Annotated in this window: 18 protein-coding genes; 13 read left to right on the forward strand and 5 right to left on the reverse strand. The window is 72.5% G+C overall.

Features of this window, described 5'->3' with window-relative positions; all coding sequences use genetic code 11:
* Nucleotides 1-38: 38 nt before the first annotated feature.
* The 4 genes from ACFV0T_RS22065 to ACFV0T_RS22080 form a co-directional block, all read right to left on the reverse strand.
* Nucleotides 39-1808 (reverse strand): NlpC/P60 family protein, encoded by a 1770-nt coding sequence (locus tag ACFV0T_RS22065; protein WP_385781624.1) that lies wholly within the window; start codon nt 1806-1808, stop codon nt 39-41.
* Nucleotides 1809-2023: 215 nt separating this feature from the next.
* Entirely contained in the window at nt 2024-3079 is a 1056-nt protein-coding gene (locus ACFV0T_RS22070) for an NAD-dependent epimerase/dehydratase family protein (RefSeq protein ID WP_385781627.1), read from the reverse strand.
* A gap of 113 nt (nt 3080-3192) precedes the next feature.
* Nucleotides 3193-4209 (reverse strand): DUF6745 domain-containing protein, encoded by a 1017-nt coding sequence (locus ACFV0T_RS22075; protein ID WP_385781681.1) that lies wholly within the window; start codon nt 4207-4209, stop codon nt 3193-3195.
* 218 nt (nt 4210-4427) lie between these two features.
* On the reverse strand, nt 4428-4754 hold the full coding sequence (locus tag ACFV0T_RS22080; protein ID WP_385781630.1) for a hypothetical protein: 327 nt from the start codon (nt 4752-4754) through the stop codon (nt 4428-4430).
* Between the two features lie 171 nt (nt 4755-4925).
* On the opposite strand from ACFV0T_RS22080, the gene ACFV0T_RS22085 reads away from it, so the two are divergent.
* The 8 genes from ACFV0T_RS22085 (at nt 4926) to ACFV0T_RS22120 (ending at nt 13177) form a co-directional block, all read left to right on the forward strand.
* Nucleotides 4926-5882 carry an STM4015 family protein gene (locus ACFV0T_RS22085; RefSeq protein WP_385781634.1) on the forward strand — a complete coding sequence of 319 codons (957 nt, stop codon included), beginning with the start codon at nt 4926-4928 and terminating at the stop codon, nt 5880-5882.
* A gap of 12 nt (nt 5883-5894) precedes the next feature.
* Entirely contained in the window at nt 5895-6857 is a 963-nt protein-coding gene (locus ACFV0T_RS22090; protein ID WP_385781637.1) for an STM4015 family protein, read from the forward strand.
* Nucleotides 6858-6894: 37 nt separating this feature from the next.
* Nucleotides 6895-8106: an STM4014 family protein gene (locus tag ACFV0T_RS22095; RefSeq protein WP_385781640.1), complete on the forward strand. Its 1212-nt coding sequence runs from the start codon at nt 6895-6897 to the stop codon at nt 8104-8106.
* 250 nt (nt 8107-8356) lie between these two features.
* Nucleotides 8357-9184, forward strand: coding sequence for an STM4013/SEN3800 family hydrolase (locus ACFV0T_RS22100; RefSeq protein ID WP_385781684.1), 828 nt, complete (start codon nt 8357-8359; stop codon nt 9182-9184).
* Entirely contained in the window at nt 9181-10560 is a 1380-nt protein-coding gene (locus ACFV0T_RS22105; protein WP_385781643.1) for an STM4012 family radical SAM protein, read from the forward strand. Before ACFV0T_RS22100 ends, ACFV0T_RS22105 begins: the two co-directional genes overlap by 4 nt.
* Nucleotides 10561-10570: 10 nt before the next feature.
* Nucleotides 10571-11431 carry an STM4011 family radical SAM protein gene (locus tag ACFV0T_RS22110; protein ID WP_385781646.1) on the forward strand — a complete coding sequence of 287 codons (861 nt, stop codon included), beginning with the start codon at nt 10571-10573 and terminating at the stop codon, nt 11429-11431.
* Nucleotides 11432-11511: 80 nt separating this feature from the next.
* Nucleotides 11512-12654: an abortive phage infection protein gene (locus ACFV0T_RS22115; protein ID WP_385781648.1), complete on the forward strand. Its 1143-nt coding sequence runs from the start codon at nt 11512-11514 to the stop codon at nt 12652-12654.
* A gap of 70 nt (nt 12655-12724) precedes the next feature.
* A complete protein-coding gene (locus ACFV0T_RS22120; RefSeq protein WP_385781651.1) occupies nt 12725-13177 on the forward strand; it encodes a flavodoxin family protein in 453 nt (150 codons plus the stop codon).
* A 461-nt stretch (nt 13178-13638) separates the two neighbouring features.
* Here ACFV0T_RS22120 and ACFV0T_RS22125 read toward each other — a convergent pair whose 3' ends face one another.
* The gene (locus tag ACFV0T_RS22125; protein ID WP_385781654.1) at nt 13639-14184 is read right to left on the reverse strand and encodes a precorrin-3B C(17)-methyltransferase; all 546 of its coding nucleotides are present in this window, start codon (nt 14182-14184) and stop codon (nt 13639-13641) included.
* A 185-nt stretch (nt 14185-14369) separates the two neighbouring features.
* Between ACFV0T_RS22125 and ACFV0T_RS22130 the strand changes: the two genes are divergently transcribed.
* From ACFV0T_RS22130 to ACFV0T_RS22150, 5 genes are all read left to right on the forward strand, one after another.
* Nucleotides 14370-15002 carry a PAS and ANTAR domain-containing protein gene (locus ACFV0T_RS22130; protein ID WP_385781657.1) on the forward strand — a complete coding sequence of 211 codons (633 nt, stop codon included), beginning with the start codon at nt 14370-14372 and terminating at the stop codon, nt 15000-15002.
* 693 nt (nt 15003-15695) lie between these two features.
* Nucleotides 15696-17240 carry a hypothetical protein gene (locus tag ACFV0T_RS22135; protein ID WP_385781687.1) on the forward strand — a complete coding sequence of 515 codons (1545 nt, stop codon included), beginning with the start codon at nt 15696-15698 and terminating at the stop codon, nt 17238-17240.
* Nucleotides 17237-18892, forward strand: coding sequence for a VWA domain-containing protein (locus tag ACFV0T_RS22140; protein ID WP_385781660.1), 1656 nt, complete (start codon nt 17237-17239; stop codon nt 18890-18892). Before ACFV0T_RS22135 ends, ACFV0T_RS22140 begins: the two co-directional genes overlap by 4 nt.
* Nucleotides 18893-18915: 23 nt before the next feature.
* Nucleotides 18916-20028 (forward strand): AAA family ATPase, encoded by a 1113-nt coding sequence (locus ACFV0T_RS22145; protein WP_385781663.1) that lies wholly within the window; start codon nt 18916-18918, stop codon nt 20026-20028.
* Entirely contained in the window at nt 20025-22814 is a 2790-nt protein-coding gene (locus ACFV0T_RS22150) for a hypothetical protein (RefSeq protein ID WP_385781666.1), read from the forward strand. Before ACFV0T_RS22145 ends, ACFV0T_RS22150 begins: the two co-directional genes overlap by 4 nt.
* Nucleotides 22815-22906 lie beyond the last annotated feature (92 nt).

Raw genomic sequence — 22906 nt, forward strand, 5'->3', positions numbered from 1 at the left:
GCTCGGACCCGAGCTCGTGGACGAGTTCGGCCACGGCCTCAGATACGGCGCACGGTGTGCAGTTTCGTGGCGTACGTGCCCGTGCCGTCGAGCAGTGACGCGCCGCCCAGATCGGACATGGTGGGCCCGTCGACCGTCTTGCGGCTGGAGAGGAAACGGCGCTTGCCGGCCGCGTCCCTGCCCAGGTAGATGCCGACGTGGTCGACGGTCACGGGGCCCGACTCGGCGTCGTCGCCCGAGTCGGCGTTGAACAGCACCAGGTCGCCGGGCTGGAGCAGAGCCGCGGCGGGCGGGCCGGTGCCGTCGGTGCGGTCGACGATCACCCCGGGCGCGGAGTCGACGATGTACCGCGACTGGCGCGGAATCCGCTCTCCCGAGGTGTCCGCGCCGGCGGCCAGCGGCACGCCCATGTGATAGCCGTAGACCATCCGCGTGTAGCCCGAGCAGTCGAGGTTGCCGACCTGCTTGCTGGACGGCTTGACGTAGGTGCCGTCCGGGAAGGTCCAGCCGGTGTTCATGTACTCGTGGAAGTCGGCGCCTTCGAAGCGGTAGCCCTGCGGGTCCAGGTAGCCGTATCCGGCCTCGCCCAGCACCTGCCTGCCCTGGGCCGGTCCGGCCCCGGCCGTGACCGTCGGCGCGTCGGCGAGGAACATCGCGGCGTGGGCCAGGACGTCGGGAGCGGGGGAGCCGGCCCAGCCGCGGATCGTCTGCTCCAGCTGCGCCGTCCAGGTTCCGTCGAACGGCTCCGGCAGCACCCGCACCCAGTCTCCGTGGGTGACGGTCGGCGGTGTCTCCCAGTTCGCGGCGTCCACCTCGAAGCGGCTGACGGACAGCTTGACCGGCAGGTTCGTGCAGCCCGTGTTCGCCAGGGCGCGCAGGCCCACCCGGCCCTTGGCGAAGGTGGGGTCGACGACGTCGACGACGTCGACGGCCCAGGCGGCCGGCTCGGCCGACGCCGACCGCCATGCCCTGGCCTGGATCCGGGTGCCCTCCCGGCGTACCCGGATCGTCCAGTCGGTCCCCGCGGACACGCTCGTGCCGAGGGTGAGGGCGGGGACCAGCTGCGTCACCGTGTCGTCGACCTCCTTCTCGACGCGCAGCTCGACCGCACCCGAGGTCAGGAAGGACAGCCGGGCCCGGTAGTTGCGGTGGGTGCTCTGGTAGCCGAACGTCAGCCCGAAGGAACAGGCCTGGCCGGTGGGCACCTTGTCGAACCGGGCCGTGCAGCGGGCGTCGACGTCGGTGATCTCCTCGTCGTGCAGGCTGGCGTGCCGGCTGGAGCCGTCCGTGGTGAGGCTGATGACACCGCTGCCAGGCACCACCGCGTAGTCGGTGTCCACCGGTCCCAGCGTGTACCAGCTGCCACCGCCGGGAGACGTGCCCCAGTATTTCCGGTCCGGTATCTCGAGCGACAGATCGGGCAGGGTGCGCTGGAAGTCGTCCACGAACGGCCGCTTGTTCTCCGCGAACGTGCGCTGCGGACCGGGTAGTACGACGGTCCGCGCACCATGGGTCAGCAGCGCGACGCGCGTGCCGCCGGAGGTGACCTCGGTGCGGGCCGGGGTGCCCGCCAGCACGGTGGCGGTGAGCGGGGAGCCGAGCGCCACCGATGTGAAGTAGGAGCCGTCCAGCGGCGCCAGGGTCACCGAGGAGCGGGCCGAGGACAGCCCGGCGGGCCCCGCGAACGGAGGGACGGTCGTGGCAGCCGCGGCGGCACGGGCCGGAGCCGACGCCGCTCCGGCGAGCGGCACGGAGGCGGCGGAGGCCGCGAGAGCGGCGAGAAGTCTTCGTCGAGAGGTATGAGGCATAGGGATCATGATCCGCGAACCCCCCGACACTCGAACAGTGCCCCCTGCGACATCGACCGATATGGGGGTGGGACGGCCAACCGCGTCCGGGTGGTCCAGTGTGAGGGCGGCTGCGTCCGCGCTGCATGCGGCCGCGGTCGGTGGAACGGTGGTGTGCCTGAGGGAAGGGGCTCCCTTGTGACGGCCGCCCCTCTCCCGCGTTCCGCAGCCGGCCCTCAGGCCTGTCGTCGGCGGCGCCACACCTCGTAGTGCTCCAGCAGCGTCTCCTCGACCGGGCGGTAGTCGATGCCCAGTTCGTGCACGCTGCGGCTGTTGTCCACCCGGAACCGTATGCCGAGGTGCTTGCGGATGTAGTCCTGGGTGAGGCCGAAGGCCGGGCCGAGCAGGCGGACCGGCCAGTGCGGGAGCGCCGTACGGGGGAGACGGAGGCTGCGGGGATGGCGGGCGCGCAGGATGAGGGACATCTCGTGGAACGACGTCATGGTCTGCGCCGCGACGATGTAACGGCCCTTCGCGTCGGGGTTCTCCGCCGCCGCGATGTGCGCGTCGGCGACCTCGCGCACATCGGCGGTCGTGAAACTGAAGTCCGGTGCGCCGTAGAAGAAGTAGCCCTTGAACAGCTCGTCGAGCAGGAACAGGCTGCCGGACCGGGACGCGGGGGTGAGCGAGGGGCCGAGGACCAGACCGGGGTTGACCGACACCATGCGCCAGCGGTCCTGGGCCGCCTCCGCCTCCCATGCCGCGCGTTCGGCGAGGGTCTTCGCGTAGTGGTAGGGGTTGTTGTCCACCGTGCTGGTGGTGTTGAAGTACTTCTCCGTCAACACCTGGTCGTCCATGCCCCGTACATCGGCGTAGTCGCCGAAGATCGCGCCGACGGTGGAGGTGAGGACCAGGCGCTCGACGTGAGGTGTCCGCTCCACGCTGCCGAGCACGTTGCGCGTCCCCAGCAGCGCCGGGTCGACCAGGTCCCGGCGGCCGTCCTTGATCTTCTCCGGCATGAGGAACGGCGACGCCACGTGGAACACCACCCGGCACCCGTTCATCGCCTCGTCGAACGACCCCCGCACCAGCAGATCGGCCTCGAACAGCTCCAGCCGCCCGGGAAAGGCGCCCTTCATCGCCGTGAGCGGTCCCACTCTGGCGGTGTCGGCGGTGCTGCGCACCGTGGCGCGCACCCGGTACCCGCGTTCGAGCAGCCGCCGTACGAGATGGCTGCCGACGAACCCGCTCCCGCCGGTGACCAGTACGCTCGCCGCCCCGTCTCCGCCCACGTTCCGTCTCCTCGCTCCGGGTCCCGGGTGTGCCGGACCATGACCGGATCACTCCACGCCACGTAGCGAAACAGAGGGGCCCGCACGTTGGCCAGAGCGCGGGCCCGGGCGGCTCAGGTCTCCCGCAGCGGCGCGTACGCCTCGACCCCCAGACCGAACGTCCAGGCGACCCCCTCCTTGGCCTCCCGTGTCGTCGGTGGCACCCGCAGCCAGTAGGTGCGGTGCGTGCCGTCCGGTTCCGGCGTGGAGTTGAGGACCTCCACCATCACGACCGGTTCGTCACCGTCGAGTTCGATGCGCCACAGCGTGCCGGACTCGTCACGGTGTATCGGGCGGGCATCGGAGTCGCTGAGATAGCGGTCGTAGCCGTAGTACTCGAGCATGACCCGGCGCAGTTCGGCGTTCTCCTCCGCGCGGATGCGTTCCGGCGTGAGTGTGCGCAACTCCGCCAGGAAGGCGGCCGGTACCGGCATGCCACGCCAGGCGTGCAGGGCGAAGCCGTCGGGGAAGGCGAGCGCCGGGCCGTCCCCCCGGTCGAGCCGGCCGGCCTCGTCCCGGTGCAGGGCGACGGGACGCTCGCAGACGACCGCGACCTTCTCGAACGGCCACCACCAGCCGGCGCCGCGGCACACCTCCACCAGCCCGTCGAGCGGGGACCGGTCCGCGCCGAGGGCGGCGAGCCACGGCGCGTCGTGCTGGCCGAGCACGGCGTCCAGCAGCACCAGCCGGATCTCCGTCTCCGTGGCCTGGTCCCCGGCCGCGAGGTCGTCCAGCACGCCCCTGCGGATCCGCTCGACGAGCGCCTGAGTCGTCGCCCACAGGCGGCCCCCCGTGGCCGACCAGTGTGCCGACCAGCCCGCCGCGCCCAACCGCTCGTACACGCGCCCGCGTTCCGCCGCCCAGGGCGCGGTGCGCACCGCTTCGCGCACGCTCGCCCCCGTGTCCGTGCCGGACAGCGTCCGTATCAGCGTCACGCCCGCACGCGGGGAGTCGACCCACACGACCCGCTCCGGTGCCGCAAGTCCGGCCCGCCGGTACGCCAGCAGGACGCCCGCCTCCGCTCGGGCACGATCGGCCGGGACGGCCGCCGCGGCGCACTCCCGCCAGCGCTGGACGTCCTCCAGCGACACCTCGACCGCCTCGCGGACGACACCCTCCGAGGGGACGACCTCATCCCCGGCCCCCGGGACGGCCTCATCCCCGGCCCCCGGGACGCCTCCGTCCGCAGGGAAGACGTCGTCCGGGTGGCCGGAGTCCTCCGTCGCCGTCGCCACTGCCACCTGTCGAGTCGTCAAAGCCCGCTCCGTCAGCTTGAGTTCGTATGTCATCAGGTTCCCCGCCCCACCCGTCAGTCGGCCACGATCCGCACCGACCCGGGCACGTACTCGCGCTGCCGGATCACGCGGTACCACCCCTTGGGCAGCGTGATCGCCGCGTGCTCCTCGTGGACCACCCGGCCGCCCTCGGGCAGACGCAGCATCAGCGTCCCGGACGGACCGGGCTCACGCACCATCTCGCCCGGACCGACCACCGCGTGGGCATGGCCGGTGACCTCGCCCAGGGCGAGCACGAGCCGGCCGCGCGCGTCCCGCGGCTCCTTCGGCCCGTCCGTGACCTGGGCCGGTACGGAACCGTCCGCGACGGGCACGATCAGCACGTCTCCCTGCCGGTACATGGCTCTCCCCTCCCCATCCGGTGCTCGGCGCACCGGACTCCATGCCCGGACAGTACGAGCCGCCACTGACAACGGGCCGCGACCGACCCTGCCGAGGGCCGCTGTCAGTGCCTGTTGGTAGAACTGCTGCGCACCGCACACCACAACCGTTGCACGTCAGGAGCAGCCCGCATGGCCATCGGTGACCACCTGCAGGAGTTCTACCGCCTTCCCGCCTTCACGTTCCCGGGACCCGAGGCGACGACGAAGCTGCCCGAACCCGACGCCGTCGCCTGGCGGATCACCAGCGGTGCCTACGACGCGGACGAGGCGTGGGAGGCGGTCTTCGCCCGCTTCTGCGCCGCGGTGGACACGACCCGGGTGCGGGCCCTGATCGTCGGCGCCTGGGAGGACGCCTACGACAGCGGCCCCACCGACGCCGTCGAGGCACTGCTGGCCGCCCGCGACCGACTGCCCGCGCTGCGCGCGCTGTTCCTGGGGGACATGATCTTCGAGGAGTGCGAGATCTCCTGGATCCACCAGACGGACGTCACCGGACTGCTGACCGGCTTCCCCGAATTGGAGGAGTTCGGCGTGCGCGGCGGAACGAACCTGCGCTTCGGGCCGCTGAGCCACACCGGGCTGCGCAGACTGAACGTGGAGACCGGCGGCCTGCCCGTCGCTGTCGTGCGCGGTATCGGCGCCAGCGAACTGCCCGCCCTCGAGCAGCTCGACCTGTGGCTGGGCACGTCCTGGTACGGCGCCGACAGCGAGGCGGCCGACCTGGAGCCGATCCTGTCCGGGGCCCGGCTGCCGCGGCTGCGTCATCTGGCCCTGCACAACAGCGAGATCCAGGACGAGGTCGCCGCCGCCGTGGCGTCCGCTCCGGTGGTCGCCCGCCTGGAGGTGCTGGACCTGTCCATGGGCACCCTGAGCGACGACGGCGCCGTCGCGCTGCTCGGCGGCCAGCCGCTCACCCACCTGAAGAAGCTCGACCTGCACCACCACTACCTGAGTGAGCCCGTCCAGCAGCGGATACGGGAGACGCTCGAACCCGCAGGCGTGGAGGTGGACCTGGACCGCGACGACGCCGACGAGGACCGGGACGACGACGGCACGGTGTACCGCTATGTCGCCTGCGGCGAGTGAGCGCGAACGCCCGTGTCGTACTACCCCTCGCACCTGACCCGCTTCCACGGTCTGCCCGTGCACCTCTACTCCCTCCACCTCCCCTCCGCCGGGGAGCACCGGCCCACCCCGCTGCCGTCCCCCGCGTCGGTCGCCTGGAAAGTGGCCGCCGACTGGGACACCCCCTTCGAACAGGTCTGGAGCGGCTTCCTCGACGAGGTCCCCACCGACGAGGTCACGGCGCTCGTCGTCGGGGCCTGGTGGCAGGAGTGGGACGAGCGTGGCATCGACCCCGTCATCGACCTGCTCACGGCCGAGGCGTCCCGCTTTCCGCGGCTGCGGGCGGTGTTCCTCGCTGACGTGGTGTCCGAGGAGTCGGAGATCTCCTGGATCAGCCAGGGCGACGTCACCCGTCTGCTGCGCGCCTGGCCGCTCCTGGAGCAACTGGGCGTACGCGGCTCCGAGGACCTGGTGATCGAACCGCTGCGGCACGACGGGCTGCGCACGCTGCGGATCGAGTCCGGCGGCCTGGCGGCGGCCCCCGTACGCGCTTTGAGCGCCTGCGAGTTCCCTGCCCTGCGCCACCTGGAACTCTGGCTCGGCACCACCTGGTACGGCGGCGACTGCACCGTGGCGGACATCGAACCGCTCCTCGGCGCCCTGGGGCGCTGCCCCGAACTGCGCCACCTGGGCCTCCAGAACAGCGACATCCAGGACGAGATCGCCGCCGCGGTGGCCGCCGCCCCCGCCGTCGCCGGTCTGGAATCCCTCGACCTCGGTATGGGCGCGCTGAGCGACGAGGGCGGCTCCGCACTTCTGTCGGGACAGCCGCTGACCCACCTGCGCTCGCTGAACCTCCGGCATCACTTCCTGAGCGACGGCCTGGTCGGCCGGCTGCGTGAGGCGCTGGAGCCGCACGGAACGGAACTCGTCCTCACCCCCGCCCGACGACGTACGCACGACCCGGAAGCGCGCTATGTCGCCGTCGGTGAGTGACGCGAGTGACGCGAGTGAGGTGCGTGAGGTGAGTGAGGTGTGTGAGCCGCTTTGGACGCACGGCGCCCGGCCGCGCGTCGCGGTCGTCGGCAATCCCGAGAACCGCCGGGTCACGCTGTTCACCGAGGCGGTACGCGCGGCCGGCCTGCCCGTCCCGCGCGTCGTGTCGTGGGAGGAGGTGCTGCGCTCGGGCGGAGCCGACTTCGCCGCCGACGACGTCGTCAGGATCGACTCGCCCGGCGAGAACACGGCCGTCGACCGGCTGCTGCGCGGCACCGAGGACCCCACCCGGGTCGAGGGTTCGGCGCGCTGGTACGCCCACTTCATGACCGCGGTACGCAGCCTGCGGGGCGGCATCCGCCTCGACGACCCGGACGAGCTGGCGGTCCTGTTCGACAAGCGGCGCTGCCACGCCGTCCTGACCGCGGCGGAAGTTCCCGTTCCGTTCTCGCCCACGTCGGGACCGGAGGGATCCGCGGAGGCCTCGACGGTCGGCGGCTGGGACGATGTACGGGCGTTGATGCGCGAGCACCGGATGCCGAGGCTCTTCGTCAAGCCCGCACACGGCTCGTCGGCGTCCGGCGTCCTCGCGGTCGAGGCCTCCGGCACCGACCGCGTCAGGGCCACCACCTCCGTCGAACTCACCCCGGACGGACGGCTGTTCAACTCCCTCAAGGTGCACCGGTACGAGCGGGAACAGGACATCGCCGCGATCGTCGACGCGCTGGCCCCCGACGGCCTGCACCTCGAACGCTGGCTGCCCAAGGCCTCCCAGCGGGGCCGCGCGGCCGATCTGAGGGTGGTCGTCGTGGCTGGCCGGGCCACCCACGCGGTCGTGCGCACCAGCTCCTCACCCCTGACCAATCTCCACCTCGGCGGCAGCCGCGGCGACCTGGACGTCGCGCGGGAGGCCGTCGAGGCGGCCGGAGCCCGCTGGTCGGACGCCCTCGCCGTGTGCGAACGGGCCGCGGCCTGCTTCCCGAACACCCTGTGTGTGGGCGTCGACCTCCTGCCTGCCGTCGGCTGGCGCAGGTTCGCGGTCGGCGAGGTGAACGCCTTCGGCGACCTGCTGCCCCGGCTCACCGGACTGCCGGGCAGCGGAGCGGAGGGCCGTGACACCTACGCGACCCAGGTGGCCGCGGTCCTGCGCCGCCCGCCCTCCGCCCGGCCGCCCGCCGGCGTCCCGCGCGCACGGCAGGCCGGCCCGCACGTCCCGTACAGAACAGGAAACACCCATGCCAGCGCCTGAACCGACGCCCGCGCCGCAGGACACCCGAGACCCGCACGACCCGCACCACGCCCCCGACCCGCACCGCGCGCACGACCCGCACCACGCCCCCGACCCGCACCGCGCGCACGACCCGCACCGCGCGCACGACCCGCACCGCGCGCACGACCCGCACCGCGCCGCCGACTCGCACCGCGCCCCCGACCTGGACGGCACGCCCGCCCCGCTCGCCGCCCCGCCGCACCCCGTACCCGCCCCGGCCGATCCCGACATGAACGAGATCGTCGGGAGCCACGACATCCTGCTCGTCACGCTCGACACCCTGCGGTACGACGTCGCCGCCGAACTGGCCGCGGCCGGCCGCATCCCGCACCTGGCCCGCCATCTCCCCGACGGACGGTGGCAGCGGCGGCACGCCCCGGGCAGCTTCACCTACGCCTCCCACCAGGCGATCTTCGCCGGGTTCCTGCCGACGCCCGCGGCCCCCGGTCCGCACCCGCGGCTGTTCGCGGCGAGCTTCGCGGGCAGCGAGACCACCGCCCGGCGCACCTTCGTCTACGACACCCCGGATCTGGTCTCCGGCCTCGCCGAGGCGGGCTACCACACGGCGTGCATCGGGGGAGTCGGCTTCTTCAACAAGCAGGGCCCGCTCGGCTCGGTGCTGCCCGGACTGTTCCAGGAGTCTCACTGGGAACCGGAGTTCGGCGTCACCTCACCCACGTCGTTCGAGTCCCAGGTGACGTGCGCGGAGCGGCTGATACGACGACTGCCGCACGACAGGCGGCTGTTCCTCTTCGTCAACGCGGCCTCCCTGCACCAGCCCAACTGGTTCCACCTGCCCGGCGCCACCGAAGAGACGGGCGACTCCCGCGAGACGCACGCCGCCGCCCTGGAGTACGTGGACCGGCACATCGGCCGCCTGTTCGCCGCCGCGAGCAGCAGGCGCCCCTGTTTCGCGATCGTCTGCTCCGACCACGGCACCGCGTACGGCGACGACGGCTACACCGGTCACCGGATCGGCCACGAGTCCGTGTGGACCGTGCCGTACGCCCACTTCCTGCTCGACTCCACGTCCACCCCCGCGGAGGCCGCCCGATGACCACCGTGACCGGCCCGCGCCCGGGCAGCGAGCGCCCGCAGCGCGTGAGCCCCTACCAGAGCTACGTCTACGCCTACCCGCACAAGACGGCCTACCGGAAGCTGGAGGACCGCCCCCGGCTGCGCACCCTCTGGGAGGCGGAGCCCAAGGACGCCCTCTCCCTCTACCTCCACATACCGTTCTGCGAGGTCCGCTGCGGCTTCTGCAACCTGTTCACCCGCATCGGTGCCCCGGACGGTCTCAGCGGCGCCTACCTGGACGCCCTCGACCGGCAGGCGACCGCCGTGCGGGAGGCGCTCGGCGAGCAGGGACCCGTCCGGTTCGCCACCGCGGCCTTCGGCGGCGGCACCCCGACCTTCCTCACCGCCGCCGAGTTGGAACGGCTGTGCGACATCGCCGAACACCGCATGGGCGCCGACCTGCGGGCCGTACCGCTCTCGGTGGAGGCCTCGCCCGCCACGGCGACCGCCGACCGGCTGGAGGTCCTGGCCGCGCGTGGTACCACCCGCCTGAGTCTGGGTGTGCAGAGCTTCGACGACACCGAGGCTCGAGCGGCCGTACGCCCGCAACGCCGTGCCGACGTCGAGGCGGCCCTCGGCCGCATCCGCGACGCCCGGATCCCGGTGCTCAACATCGATCTGATCTACGGCATCGACGGGCAGACGGACCTGACCTGGCTGGGTTCCCTGGACGCGGCCCTGGCCTGGCACCCCGAGGAGCTCTATCTCTACCCGCTCTACATACGCCCGTTGACCGGCCTCGGCCGCCGCGCCGGTGACGCCGACCCCGCCTGGGACGAACAGCGCCTGCGCCTGTACCGCCTCGGCCGCGACCACCTCCTCGCGCACGGCTACACCCAGCAGTCGATGCGCATGTTCCGGCGCGCGGACGCACCGCCCCAGGGCGCGGACGACTACGCCTGCCAGACCGACGGCATGATCGGACTCGGCTGCGGCGCCCGCTCCTACACGGCGGCCCTGCACTACTCCTTCGACTACGCCGTCGGCATGCACGAGATCCGCTCGATCGTCGACGACTACGTCTCGCGCCCCGCCGCCGACTTCGCGCACGCCGAGTACGGTCGCCCCGTCGACGCCGACGAGGCCCGCCGACGCCACCTGTTGCAGTCCCTGCTCCAGGCCGAGGGACTCGGGACGGCCGACTACCGCGCCCGCTTCGGCGGCCGCGTCCCCGCGGACGACTTCGCGACCGAGCTGGAGCGCTTCACGGCCCTGGGCTGGCTGGAACACGGCGACCCGCGGACGCGGCCGACCCTGCGCCTGACCCCCGAGGGGCTGGCCCACTCCGACGCCATCGGCCCCGAGCTGTTCTCCCCGGCCGTGCGGGCCGCCATGGCCGCCTACGAGCGGAAGTGAGCCGTACCCGATGGACCTGACCCTCCTCTACCGCGGCCCGCTGGCGTCCTGCGACTACGACTGTCCGTACTGCCCCTTCGCCAAGCGCCGTGACAGCCGCGAGCAGTTGCGCGCGGACCGCGCCGCCCTGGAACGGTTCGCCGCGTGGGCCGCGGAGGCGACCACCGACCGCCTCTCGGTCCTCTTCACCCCCTGGGGCGAGGGCCTGGTGCGGTCCTGGTACCGGCGCACCCTGACCGAACTCTCCCACCAGCCCCACATCCGCCGCGTGGCCATCCAGACCAACCTCAGCTGCCGCACCGACTGGCTGGCGGACGCCGACCCGGACACCCTGGCCCTGTGGTGCACGTACCACCCGGGCCAGACCCCGTACGACCGCTTCCTGGCCAAGTGCCACGAACTGGTCCGCCACGGAGTCCGTTTCAGCGTCGGCATCGTGGGTCTGCCCGAACACCTGGCGGCGGCCCGGCGGCTGCGCGCCGAGCTGCCCGCGCACGTGTACCTGTGGGTCAACGCGGCGGAGGGCCACACCTACGACGACGCGCAGGCCGGACTCTGGACCGCACTCGATCCGCTCTTCCCCTACAGCCGCCACCCGCACGCCAGCGCGGGCCTGCCGTGCCGCACCGGCGAGTCCGTGATCTCCGTCGACGGTGACGGCACGGTCCGCCGCTGCCACTTCGTCCCCGCCGAACTGGGCAACCTCTACGACGGGTCCTACCGTACGGCCCTGAGCCCACGCCCCTGCCCCCTCACCGCCTGCGACTGCCACATCGGCTACGTCCACCTGGAGACGCTGCCGCTGTACGACGTGTTCGCGGGCGGTGTCCTGGAACGGATCCCCGCGGCACCGGCCGGCGCCGACAGATAACCGCGGCCCCTACTTTGGTCGTGCCGCCGTAGACCATCGGGGGACAGTGCGGCGAGGGCACCGCCCCGCACTGTGGGGACATGGAGAAGACCAAGGGGATCAACCGGGCCCGGTTCCTGGCCGGAGCGGCCGCGCTCGGCGTGGCGGGCGCGCTGGGGACGACGGGACGGGCGGGGGCCACGGACGCGGCGGCCCGGCGGGGACTGCGGCACCGCGGAGTCGTCTACACGGTGGGGGAGGGCGAGACCCCGGGCACCGCCTGGAGCGCCGCCCGTATGCGGGCCGACATCCGTGCCATCCGGGACCGGCTGCACGCCGACACCGTCGACGTCACCGGCGACGGCGTGGAGCGGCTCACGGCCACCGCGGCCGAGGCGGCGGAGCGGGGTCTGCACGTCTGGCTCCAGCCCACCCTCGGGGACGTCCCGGAGCGGGACATCCTCGAACACCTCGCGGAGACCGGCCGGTTCGCGGAACGGCTGCGCAGGCAGGGTGCGAGCGTCGACTTCAGCGTGGGCTGCGAGTTCTGGCTGTTCGTGCCGGGCATCGTGCCGGGAGACACGGTCCTGGACCGGGTGCGCAATTTGATCGAGGGCACCTACGACCCGCAGAAGATGCAGCGCCGGCTGGACCGTTTCACCGCGAAGGCGGCGAGGACCGGCCGCTCCGTCTTCCACGGCCCGCTGAGCTACGCCGCCGCCCAGGACGACCGGGTCGACTGGACCCTGTTCGACATCGTGGGCATCGACTACTACTCCTTCTTCCCCCACCCGGCCGACCACGTCCGTGAGCTGCGCCGCCACCTGCGCTGGGGCAAACCCCTCGCCATCACCGAGTTCGGCACCTGCGCGTACGTCGGCGCGCCCGAGACGGCCGGCATGGGCTGGAACGTCGTCGACTACGACAAGGACCCGCAGGAGATCAAGGGCGACCTGGTCCGCAGCGAACACATCCAGGCCGCTTACCTGGTGGACCTGCTGGCGGTCTTCGAGTCGATGGGACTGTACGCGGCGATGGCGTTCGAGTTCGTCACCCCGGACGCCCCGCACCGCCCCGACAAGCCGCGCTACGACCTCGACATGGCGAGCTACGCCATCACCAGGACCGTCGAGGACCGGCCCGGCGATCCGCGCTCCGGCTGGCACTGGGAGCCGAAGGAGGCCTTCCACGCCCTGGCCCGCCACTACGCCAGGGCCGCCGGTCACTGTCGCGGCGGGCGTTGAGGCGGTGGTGCGGCGTCCGGCCCCCGGCCCGGCTTGCGGTCGGCAGGCCGGGACGGCAGGGTTCGGGGATGTGCCCACTCTGCTGATCGTGCATCACACACCCTCGCCCCACTGCCAGGCCATGTTCGAAGCCGTCGTCTCCGGCGCGACGGACCCGGACATCGAGGGCGTCGACGTCGTGCGCCGGGCGGCGCTGTCCGCCACGGCGTCCGACGTGCTCTCCGCCGACGGATACCTCCTGGGCACCCCGGCGAACCTCGGCTACATGTCAGGCGCCCTGAAGCACTTCTTCGACCAGGTCTACTACCCCTGCCTGGACACCACCCGCGGCCGGCCGTTCGGCTTCTACGTCCACGGCGGCAACGACGTCACCGGAGCGATGCGCGGCATCGACTCGATCACCACGGGCCTCGGCTGGCGCCGCACCGCGGAACCGGTGAGCGTGACCGGCGAGCCGACCAAGGCCGACACCGAGGCATGCTGGCAACTCGGAGCGACCTTGGCCGCCGGACTGATGAACTGACGCCCTTGACCCACGGGCCCGGGAACCGCGGCCGGGGCGCGGCAGGCGGGTCGGGACGGAACTCGTCCCTGGCAGGACGAACCGCTGACCGTGGTCCTCGCCGCCGCCGCAGCAGCAGCGGCGGCCGTCGTCGGGCGGGGCCACCAGTTCGCCTGGCGACTGTGTCACCTGCGGCCCGGTCCCGGACGGTCGCCCGCATGGCCGATGCCCGGCCGAACGGCTCGACGGGCCGACGCCGGGCTCGCGTACCGCGCCGGACTCACGGCGGTCCCGTCTGATCCGTACGGTGCCGGCGACCGGTCCGCGTACCGCGCCGAACTCATGGCGGTCCCGTCTGATCCGTACGGTGCCGGCGACCGGCTCGCGTACCGCGCCGGACTCACGGCGGTCCCGTCTGATCCGTACGGTGCCGGCGACCGGTCCGCGTCGCCGACCCGCCCCGGCGCCGACGACCGTGCGGGTCAGTGGCCGCCCAGCCCCGGCAGGCAGCTTCCGTCGGCGGTGCGGCCCACCACCTCGGCGGTCGCCCGGCCCGTGCTGTCGACCGTACCGTTGACACACACCCGGCCCTCGCCGCCGCCGACGAGCATGTCCCGCAGCGGGTCGAACCTGAAGCCCTGCACCTCGATCTCGTCAGGCCGCAGCCCGAGCGCCTCGGCGGCCGCGGCGCGCAGGGCGTCCTGCGTGGTCCCGGTGGCCGCGAGCTTCCCCAGGGCGGCGGCCAGCCGCTCGGCACGCGGTGCGGCCTGCTCCTTCTGCCTTGCGGTGATGGGCATCGGCGAGCGGTACGCGTGGTTCTCGGCCACCCGCTGGTTCCAGTCGAAGGTGATGCACGGGGACGGCGTCGGGCCGTCCTCCTCCGGAAGCGGGCAGTAGCCCTTCGCTTCCGCCGACGCCCCCCGACCACCCGCACGGGGATCCGCCGACGGATCGGCGCATCCGGCGGCCGCGACGGCGATCAGCAGAAGGAGCGGGGCGGCCACCAGCCGGGTCCGTGTCTGTGACATGCATCAATCATGGCAGGTTCATGACTCAGCCTTCGGGCCGGATCGGCCTCGAGTTCGGGCGGCGCCCCACGAGTGGTGATGCGAGACTCCCCGTACGGACCGGGACTCCGGTCCGGGTGAACGGACCGGGACTCCGGTCGTCGAACGCGGCCCAGGTCGGTCGCCGTCCGCCAGGAGGTCCCGCGGTGACGGAGGAACCGGTCGACTCGACGGACGACGCCGAGGCGCTCACCGGCGTGTTCCTCTTCCGGGTGCCCGAGGACACCTGGTGGTGGTCCGACGACATGTACCGCATGCTCGGCTACCGCCCCGACGAGACTCCGGCGACCGGCGACATGCTGATCCGGCACGTCCACCCCGACGACCGCGACGACATCCGCCGGGTGTGGGACCGCGGACTCGGCTCCGGGCAGCCGTTCAGCACCTACTACCGGCTCCTCACCCGTGAGGAGGAGGAACTGCACTGCGTGCTGGTGGCCGACGGCCGCGTCGACGACGGCTCCGTGGTCGTGCTGCGGGGCTTCGTCGTCGACGTCACCGAACCGGTGCAGAAGGAGGCCCAGAAGTCGGCGGACGCGGACATCGCGCGGGCCCGTGCCTCGCAGGAGGACGTGGACGTGGCACGCGGTGTCCTGATGGCGCTGTACGGCGTGAACGACGACGTCGCCCTGCGTGTGCTGCGCCGCCACTCCCAGCAGACGAACGTGAAACTCCGCGCCCTCGCCCGCGCGGTCGTCGACGCCACCCCCACACCGACGGGTGAGGGGCAGCACGACCTGCACCAGCGGATCGCGCAGGCCCTCTACCCGGCGGAGTGACCGCTCCTGCGCACCGCTCCTGCGCATCGATCCTTCGCGCCGAATCCTTCGCACCGTTCCTTCGCGCCGCGCCTTCGCACCGATTTCCTTGCGCCGCTCCCGCTCCCGCTCCCGACCCCGGTCCCGACCCGTTCCGTGATCGGCGTTGTCAGTGGTCGCCCGTATGTTCAGCCGTGTCCCGCCGATCCGGGGTGACAGTCCCCTGGGCGCAAAGGAGATGGCGCGTTGTCAGATTGGGAGAGGTCGAGCACGGCACGGGTGATCCCACCCGCCCGGCCGCGCAAACTCGCCAAGGTCCCGTTCGTCGAACTGGCCGACGGACGTCTGCAGGGAGTGGTGTCCAGCGGCTCGGACATCGAGCGGGTCTACGTCTCGTCGGTCGCGACCCGGACCTACGCGTTCGCCTGCAGCACCAACAACAACCGGCCCTGCGGTGGCGCGCGCGGCTCGTTCTGCAACCACATCCGGGCCCTGGTCAACGAGGCGGTGTTGCAGTACGGCGCCGAGCGTGTCGCCCGCTATCTGCGGATCGAGTCCGCGGACGGGGAGCCGAGCGCGCAGAGCCTCACCGCCGACATGACCGGCACCCGCCCCACGCAGGCGGACAGCACGGCGGCGGCTCCCGTCTTCAGCCGGTTCCTGCGCCACCTCGCCTACCTGGAACTCGCGCCGACCACGGCTCCGTTGCCTGAGATGCAGTGGTTCCCGCCGACCAGGGCGACGACGACCGGAGTGCCCACGCAGCAGCCCGGACCGAGCGGGACGGAGCGCACCTACCTGCTCGCCGAACCGATCACCGGGCTCGACGAGGCCCTGGCAGCCGTGGACGCCTTCGACCGGACTCTCGTCGGCGGTCTGCTCCGCCCCCGGCCCACCCAGGCCGACGATCTGACCGAACTCGCCCACGCGGTGGCGGGCACACCGCTGGCCGCCAAGGTCGCCGAAGCCGCGGAGGAGGCGGCGGCCGGAGCCGCGGGCGAGGACCACTTCGTCGCCCTCGCCGCCGCCCGCACCGCACTCCTCGGCTCCGCCCACGACGCCCTCGTGACCCGCGTCGAGGAGACGACCGGCCGGCCGGCGGTCACGGAGCCCGCCCCGGCCCCTGCCGAGCAGCAGGCCGCCAACCTGCTCGCCGCCGCCCGTTCCTGGCTCTGCGACCTGGCGCGCACCGGCTGGCAGGGCATCGACCACGAACTGGTCTCCGGATCGGCCCAGGTCGTCTCCGCGATGCTCCCGGACCCGTCCCTGCGCCGCCTGGCCACACTGCTCGACGGGTTCGCCGCCGAACTCGCCGCGTCCTGCCCGGGCGCGGCCCTGGAACGGATCCCGGTACGCCGCTGGGCCGACCTGTGGTCACGGGCGACGCTCCTGACCCTGCCTGGCGCCGCCGCCGCGCCCGCCACAGGGACCGCCACCGGCCGGCTGCTGCCCCTCGGTGTCGACGTCCACGAACACGCCACCGCCGCGCAGGCCCAGGTGCACGCGGTGTTCGAGCCCGCCGACGGCACGCGGCCCCGTCTGGTGCGCGCCGGAGTCGCCGTACCCAAGCCGGACACGGTCGTCGGCGCCGGCGTCTGGCAACTGCTGCGTCCGCACATGTCGTTGCTGGCCGCCGTCGGCGAAGGCCGCTCGATGGACATCGCCGACATGCCGATCACCGCGGCGGGCGACCTGATCTGGAGCGACGAGCTGGCACGTCCGGGCGAGCCGGCCGACGCATTCGCCACCGCCCGCGTGGCCCTGCCCGCCGCGACGGCCCTCGCGACCGCACCGCTGGACCGGCACCCGGCCCGGATCGCCGTCCCGGTGTTCCTGGACGGGTACACCGCCCGGAAGCCCGCGCGGACCGCCGACCAGGACCAGGACCAGGATCAAGACCAGGACCATGAGCAGGGCGGGGACGGCGGGGACGGCCGACCGGCCGACGACGGACTGACGTTCACCTTCGCCGGACACCCGCTCGCCGTCGACACCGACCGCATACCGACCGCCGGCCCGCTCACGCCCGAGGCCGTCGCGGCGTCGAGCGCGTGCATCGGGCTGCTGCGCTGGGACGCCGGGGCGTTCGCCCTCCAGCCCCTAGCCGTCGAGACGACCGTGCGGAAGAAGGCCGTCGCGGTGCACGCCGGGGGGTGGGCCGGCGGCACGACCGACAAGACCGGCGCCAAGGCGGAGAAGTCCGCCACCGACGCCGTGGTGGTGCTGCGCGAGCGCGCCGGAAGGCTGCTGCGGAAATGACCGAGCGGACGAACGGACAGCACCCGGAAGCGGTCCCGGACGACAACCGTCGCCAAGTCCTGTACTGGCGGCTCCTCGCCCGTCTCTTCGACCACGAGGAGCAGGCGACGCTGGAGTCGTCGAGCCTCGCCGTCGTCGAGGACATCGGTCTGCCGCCCGCGCTGCTGGACCCGCAGGCCTCGGTCGACTCGATCGTGCAGCGCCACCCGGAACTCGCCGCCGAGTTCGACGGCCTGATGGTGGTACCCGAACCCGAGCCCGCGAGCGGACACCAGGGCGGGACCGGGCCTGATCCTGAACCTGCGAGCGACCACCAGGGCGGGACCGGGCCTGACCCTGAACCCGGGAGCGACCAACCGGGCGGGACCGGGCCTCATCCCGGGCACGCGAGCGAACGCCAGGGCGGGACCGAGCCCGAGCACGAAACGGCGAGCGAACGCGAGGACGCGCCCGAAGCCGAGCCCGCTTCCTCTGCCACGCGGCCGGGCGAAGCCGACGGTGGCCGCGACCGGGCCGCCGAAGTCCGCCGCGCCGCTCTGGTGTCGAAGGTGTTGCTCAACGTCTTCGCCTCCGCCCCCGGCACGGTCACCGCCGGGCAGCTGTCGCGCTGGCAGTCCGACGCGGGCTGGCTGGAGCGTGCCCTCGGCTGCCGGCCCGGCGAGCTGCGCGGCGGCCGGGCCGGGAGAGGCACCGGGGGACGGGGCGTCAGCCCGACCGGATCGGGCGGCGGCGGTACGACGCCCGACCTCAGCCGGTTGATCCCGGCGATCGGGCCGGAGCTCGGCGCCATCGAGGCGGATCTCGTCAGCCGGATGCGGCTGCGCGAGGTGCTCGCCGACCCCCGGCTGGCGGCTCAGCTGACGCCCAGCATGTCGTTGATAGAACAGCTGCTGCGGGACAAGAACAACCTGTCCGGTGTGGCCCTCGCCAACGCCAAGGACCTGATCCGCCGTTTCGTCGACGAGGTCGCCGAAGTACTGCGCACCCAGGTGGAGAAGGCGACGGTCGGCGCCGTGGACCGCTCGATCCCGCCCAAGCGGGTGTTCCGCAACCTCGACCTCGACCGCACCATCTGGAAGAACCTCACCAACTGGAGCCCGGAGGAGGAGCGGCTCTACGTCGACCGCCTCTACTACCGGCACACCGCGCGCAGGACGACACCCCAGCGGCTGATCGTGGTCGTGGACCAGTCGGGCTCGATGGTCGACTCGATGGTGAACTGCACCATCCTGGCGTCGATCTTCGCGGGGCTGCCGAAGGTGGACGTCCACCTCATCGCGTACGACACCCAGGCGCTCGACCTCACACCCTGGGTGCACGACCCCTTCGAGACCCTGCTGCGCACCAAGCTCGGCGGCGGCACCGACGGAACGGTCGCCATGGCCCTGGCCCAGCCGAAGATCGCCGAGCCCCGTAACACCGTCGTGGTGTGGATCTCCGACTTCTACGAATGGCGTACCGAGCCGCTGTTCGAGAGCATGGCCGCCATTCACCGCTCCGGGGCCAGGTTCATCCCCGTCGGCTCGGTGACCAGCTCCGGCCGCGGCAGCGTCAACCCGTGGTTCCGGGAGCGGTTCAAGGACCTCGGCACGCCGGTCGTCTCCGGTCACATCCGCAAGCTCGTCCACGAGCTCAAGACGTTCCTCGCTTAGTCATGATGCAGAAAGGCACTGAAATGTCCGACGTGTTGCGCGCCCCCGCCGAGCTGAAGTACGCCGAGGAGCTGGACTGGCTGGAGTCGATCGACGACGGCCCCAAGCCGTTCGCCTGGCGGCTGTCCCCGAAGATGGTCCGGCTGTTCGTCCTCGGCTCCGAGCGCTCGGACGGCCTCGACCGGGAGATCACGCAGAAGTGGTTCGGCGACCGCAGCTTCGTCGAGCGTTCCATCGTCACCCTGGCCTCCGACCGCGGGCTGCTGCTCATCGGCGACCCCGGCACCGGCAAGAGCTGGCTGGCCGAGCTGCTGTCCGCCGCGATCAGCCGCAACTCCACGCTCGTGGTGCAGGGCACGGCCGGCACCACCGAGGACCACATCAAGTACTCGTGGAACGTGTCCATGGTGATCGCCAAGGGACAGTCGAGGGAGTCGATGATCCCCTCGCCGATCATGACGGCGATGGAGTCCGGCGCGATCGGCCGGTTCGAGGAACTCACCCGCTCCACCAGCGACGTCCAGGACGCGCTGATCTCGATCCTGTCCGAGAAATACATCTCCGTGCCGGAGCTGGACAGCGACAACATCGTCTTCGCCAAGCCCGGCTTCTCCGTCATCGCCACCGCCAACAGCCGCGACCGGGGCGTCAACGACCTGTCCTCGGCGCTCAAGCGCCGCTTCAACTTCGTGCGTATCCCGGTGGTGACCAACAAGAAGAGCGAGGCGGAGATCGTCCGCTTCCGCACCGAGGAACTGCTGCGCCGGCATCAGATCGAGCTGGACGTACCGCCGACGCTGCTCGACGTGCTGCTCCAGAGCTTCGCCGATCTGCGGGCCTCCGCGGCCGCCGCCGGCAGCGACGACGAGAAGCTCGAGTCCGCGTTGTCCACCGCCGAGCAGATCGGTGTGCTCGAGGACGCGATCCTGCACAGCAACTTCTTCGGTGAGCGCGCGCTGACCGCCCACACGCTCGCCTCCTCGCTCGTGGGGTCGCTGGCACGCCGTGAGCCGGAGGACCTGGCCATCCTCAACAAGTACCTGCACGGTGTCGTGGAGCCGCGCAGCAAGGAGGAGGGCGGTTCCTGGGCGGAGTTCCTGGAGGGCGGCCGCGACGCGATCGCCACCCTGTCATGAGCGGCCCGGACGAGAGCACGTTCAGCGCGCTGCGTGGCCAACTCCAGGAAGCCGCCACGGCGTTCGCCGACGGTCCCGGCGCGCTGGAGGGCATCCTCCTCGGCATCGTCGACGACGTCGACCGGGCGGTGCGCGAGCCGCTGGAGATCTTCCCGGTCTGCCACCACTCGCCCGCCTCGGCGATCGCGATGGCCCGCAGACTGCGCGAGAAGCAACCGAAGGTCGTGTACCTCGAACTGTGCGAGGACATGGCCCCGTTGCTGACCGAGCTGCGCAACTGCCGCCTCCCCGTGGCGGTGCAGGCGTTCGCGACGCAGACCGACGGCTTCCCCGCCGAGTGGGCGCCGCTGTCGGTGGTCGCGCCGATCACCGAGGCGTCGGCCGAGTACCAGGCGATCGCCTACGCACTCGACACCCCGGGCGTCGAACTGGTCCTCGTCGACCGTTCCTCCGACCACGTGTTCCAGTGGGACGCGCGAGGGGCGCGGTCCGCCGGGCCGGCCGACCCGGACGCCCCGCCGGCCGAGGAGGAGGCCGCGCTGCACGGCGACGCGGTCGGTGTGGAGATCGGCGACCTGCGGCCCCGCTTCGCCGAACTGGAGGAGCACCTGCTGCGCCACGGCCGGGTGCGGCACTGGTCGGAATGGTGGCACCAGTACGTCGAGCTGCCGCTCGGCGACAGCGACCACGACACCTACCGGCAGGTCATGCTCCTGATCGGCAGCCTCTTCCGGCGCCTCGCCCCCGGCGACGACCACCGGGTGAGCGTGGACGAGGACCGCGAGCGCTACATGTGGACGAGGATGCGCGAGCATCTGACCGAGACCGGCACGGATCCGGCGGACTGCCTCTACGTCTGCGGCGCGTTCCACGCGGCCAGCCGCGTTGCGGAGTTCGGCGTCCGGGGCGCCGACACGTTCGAGATCGGCCCGCGCACCGCCACCAAGTGGCAGCACGGCCTGATCCCGTCCAGCCACGCGGCGATCGAGGCGCAGTTCGGCCTCGCCGCGGGCTCGGTCTCGATCGCCGCGACGGTGTGGGCGAAGAACGTACGGCGTACCCGCGTCGAGCCGTTCCGCCTGGCCGGACAGGCGGGCACGAAGAAGTCCCGGGCCAGGAAGGCCGTCGCCGCTCCCGCGCCCGGCGCCCCGCCCGCCGACCGGCTCTCGGGCTTTTTGCGGCGGCCGCCGGTCCTCGACCCGCTCGACGAGGCCGAGCTGCTCGGCTGGTCGGTGGAGATCGTGCGCGCCGCGCGCCGCAACGGCTACCTCGCCTCCACCGCCGACGCCATCGCGGTGTTCGAGACGTCGATCCTGCTCGCCGGGATGCGCGACCGGGCCAAGCCCACGCCGTACGACTTCCAGGACGCGGCCGTCACCTGTATCGAGAAGGACGCCGTGCCGGGCCGGCGTGACGTGCGCCGCCTCGTCGAGATCATGATGGGCGGCGACCGGGTCGGCCAGGTCGGCTACGACGCGCTGCCGCCCCTGGCCCGCGACGTGCACGACCGGCTCACGCCGCTGAACCTGAGGCTCCAGCAGAACGGTGTGCAGCGGGCGCTGCTGGACATCGCCTCCCGGCCGGAACTGGAACGCTGCTCCGACGTGCTGTGGATGCTGCGCTGTCTGATGCCGCAGGGCGCCGCGCGTCCGATCATGGGGGAGCGGCGGCTGGGCGAGCGACCGATCCAGGAGTCGTGGGACCTGGCACTGGGCACCCACCAGCGCGCGCTGATCGAGCTCGGCTACGAGGGGGTCAGCATCGAGCAGGTCCTGGAACAGCGCCTTCGGCGTCGGGCGTACGCCCCGCAGGCCACCGCGGCGATCGTCCTGGAGGCCGTCGAGGACGCCACGCTGTATCTGCGCAGCCGTCGTCTCGCCGACGAACTGGGCACCCGCGCCCTGGAGGTGCTGGCGGCCGAGCGCAGCGTCGACGGTGCGCCGGAGGTGCTGCGCCGGGTGCGCCGGCTGCTGGCGTACTACCGCACCAGCGAGCCGGTGCTGCCGCCGTGGATCGAGTCCTTCGTCAAGGCCGGGTACGCGCACTACTGCACCCTGCTGCCGACGGCGTTCACCGACGAGGACGCGACCGTTCGCCAGGTCGCCGCGATGCTCGGCTTCCTGTTCGGCATGGAGAGCCTGGCCCTGTCGCTGGGCTGTGACCGGACCCAGCTGGAACTGGCGGTCGCGCAGTCGCACCCGGAGGATCCGTCGCGGACGGCGCTGCTGTGGGCGGCCCAGACGCAGCTCGGCCGTCTGTCCCGCGCGGACCTGCGGGCGCGGTGCGACGCTCTGCTGGGCAACCCCCTGGTGGTGCCCGCCTATCCGCGCTACCTCAGCGGCTTCGTGCACGCCCTGGAGCCGGTACCGGGCCTCACCGACTTCGTCGTGGAAGCGGTGTCGAACGCGTTCGCCCGATTGCCGGACCCGGTGCTCCTGCCGTGGCTGCCGACCCTGATCACCACCCTGCGCTCGGGCGGCTCCGAGCTGGCGCCGCTGCTGATCCGGGAGGCGGGCCGGATCTTTCCGGGCCGGCTCGCGGCACTGGACGAGTGGGTCCCGCCGTGGCGGGAGCGGACGGAGACGCGGGCCGTGGCGCGGGGCGCGGACACCGGCCAGGGCGTCGCGCTGCTCGCCGCCCACCCCGCGACGTGCGACGCGGTGGCCGGGCTGCTGGGCTGCGCGGGGACCTGGGAGCCGGCGGATCCCGGCCCGCGGGGACTGGCGCTGGTGGACCGTCACCCGGACACGGTGGCGGCGCTGGCGGCACTGCTGGCGGCCGGCTGATTCGTGCCGGGGCCCTCTGGGCGGCCGGTGGTCCCCGCCGGATCCGCCGGCGGACCGCGACGACGGCGGATCCGCCGCGCTCGACACCGGGG

Source organism: Streptomyces sp. NPDC059582, assembly GCF_042735715.1.
Lineage (GTDB): Bacteria > Actinomycetota > Actinomycetes > Streptomycetales > Streptomycetaceae > Streptomyces.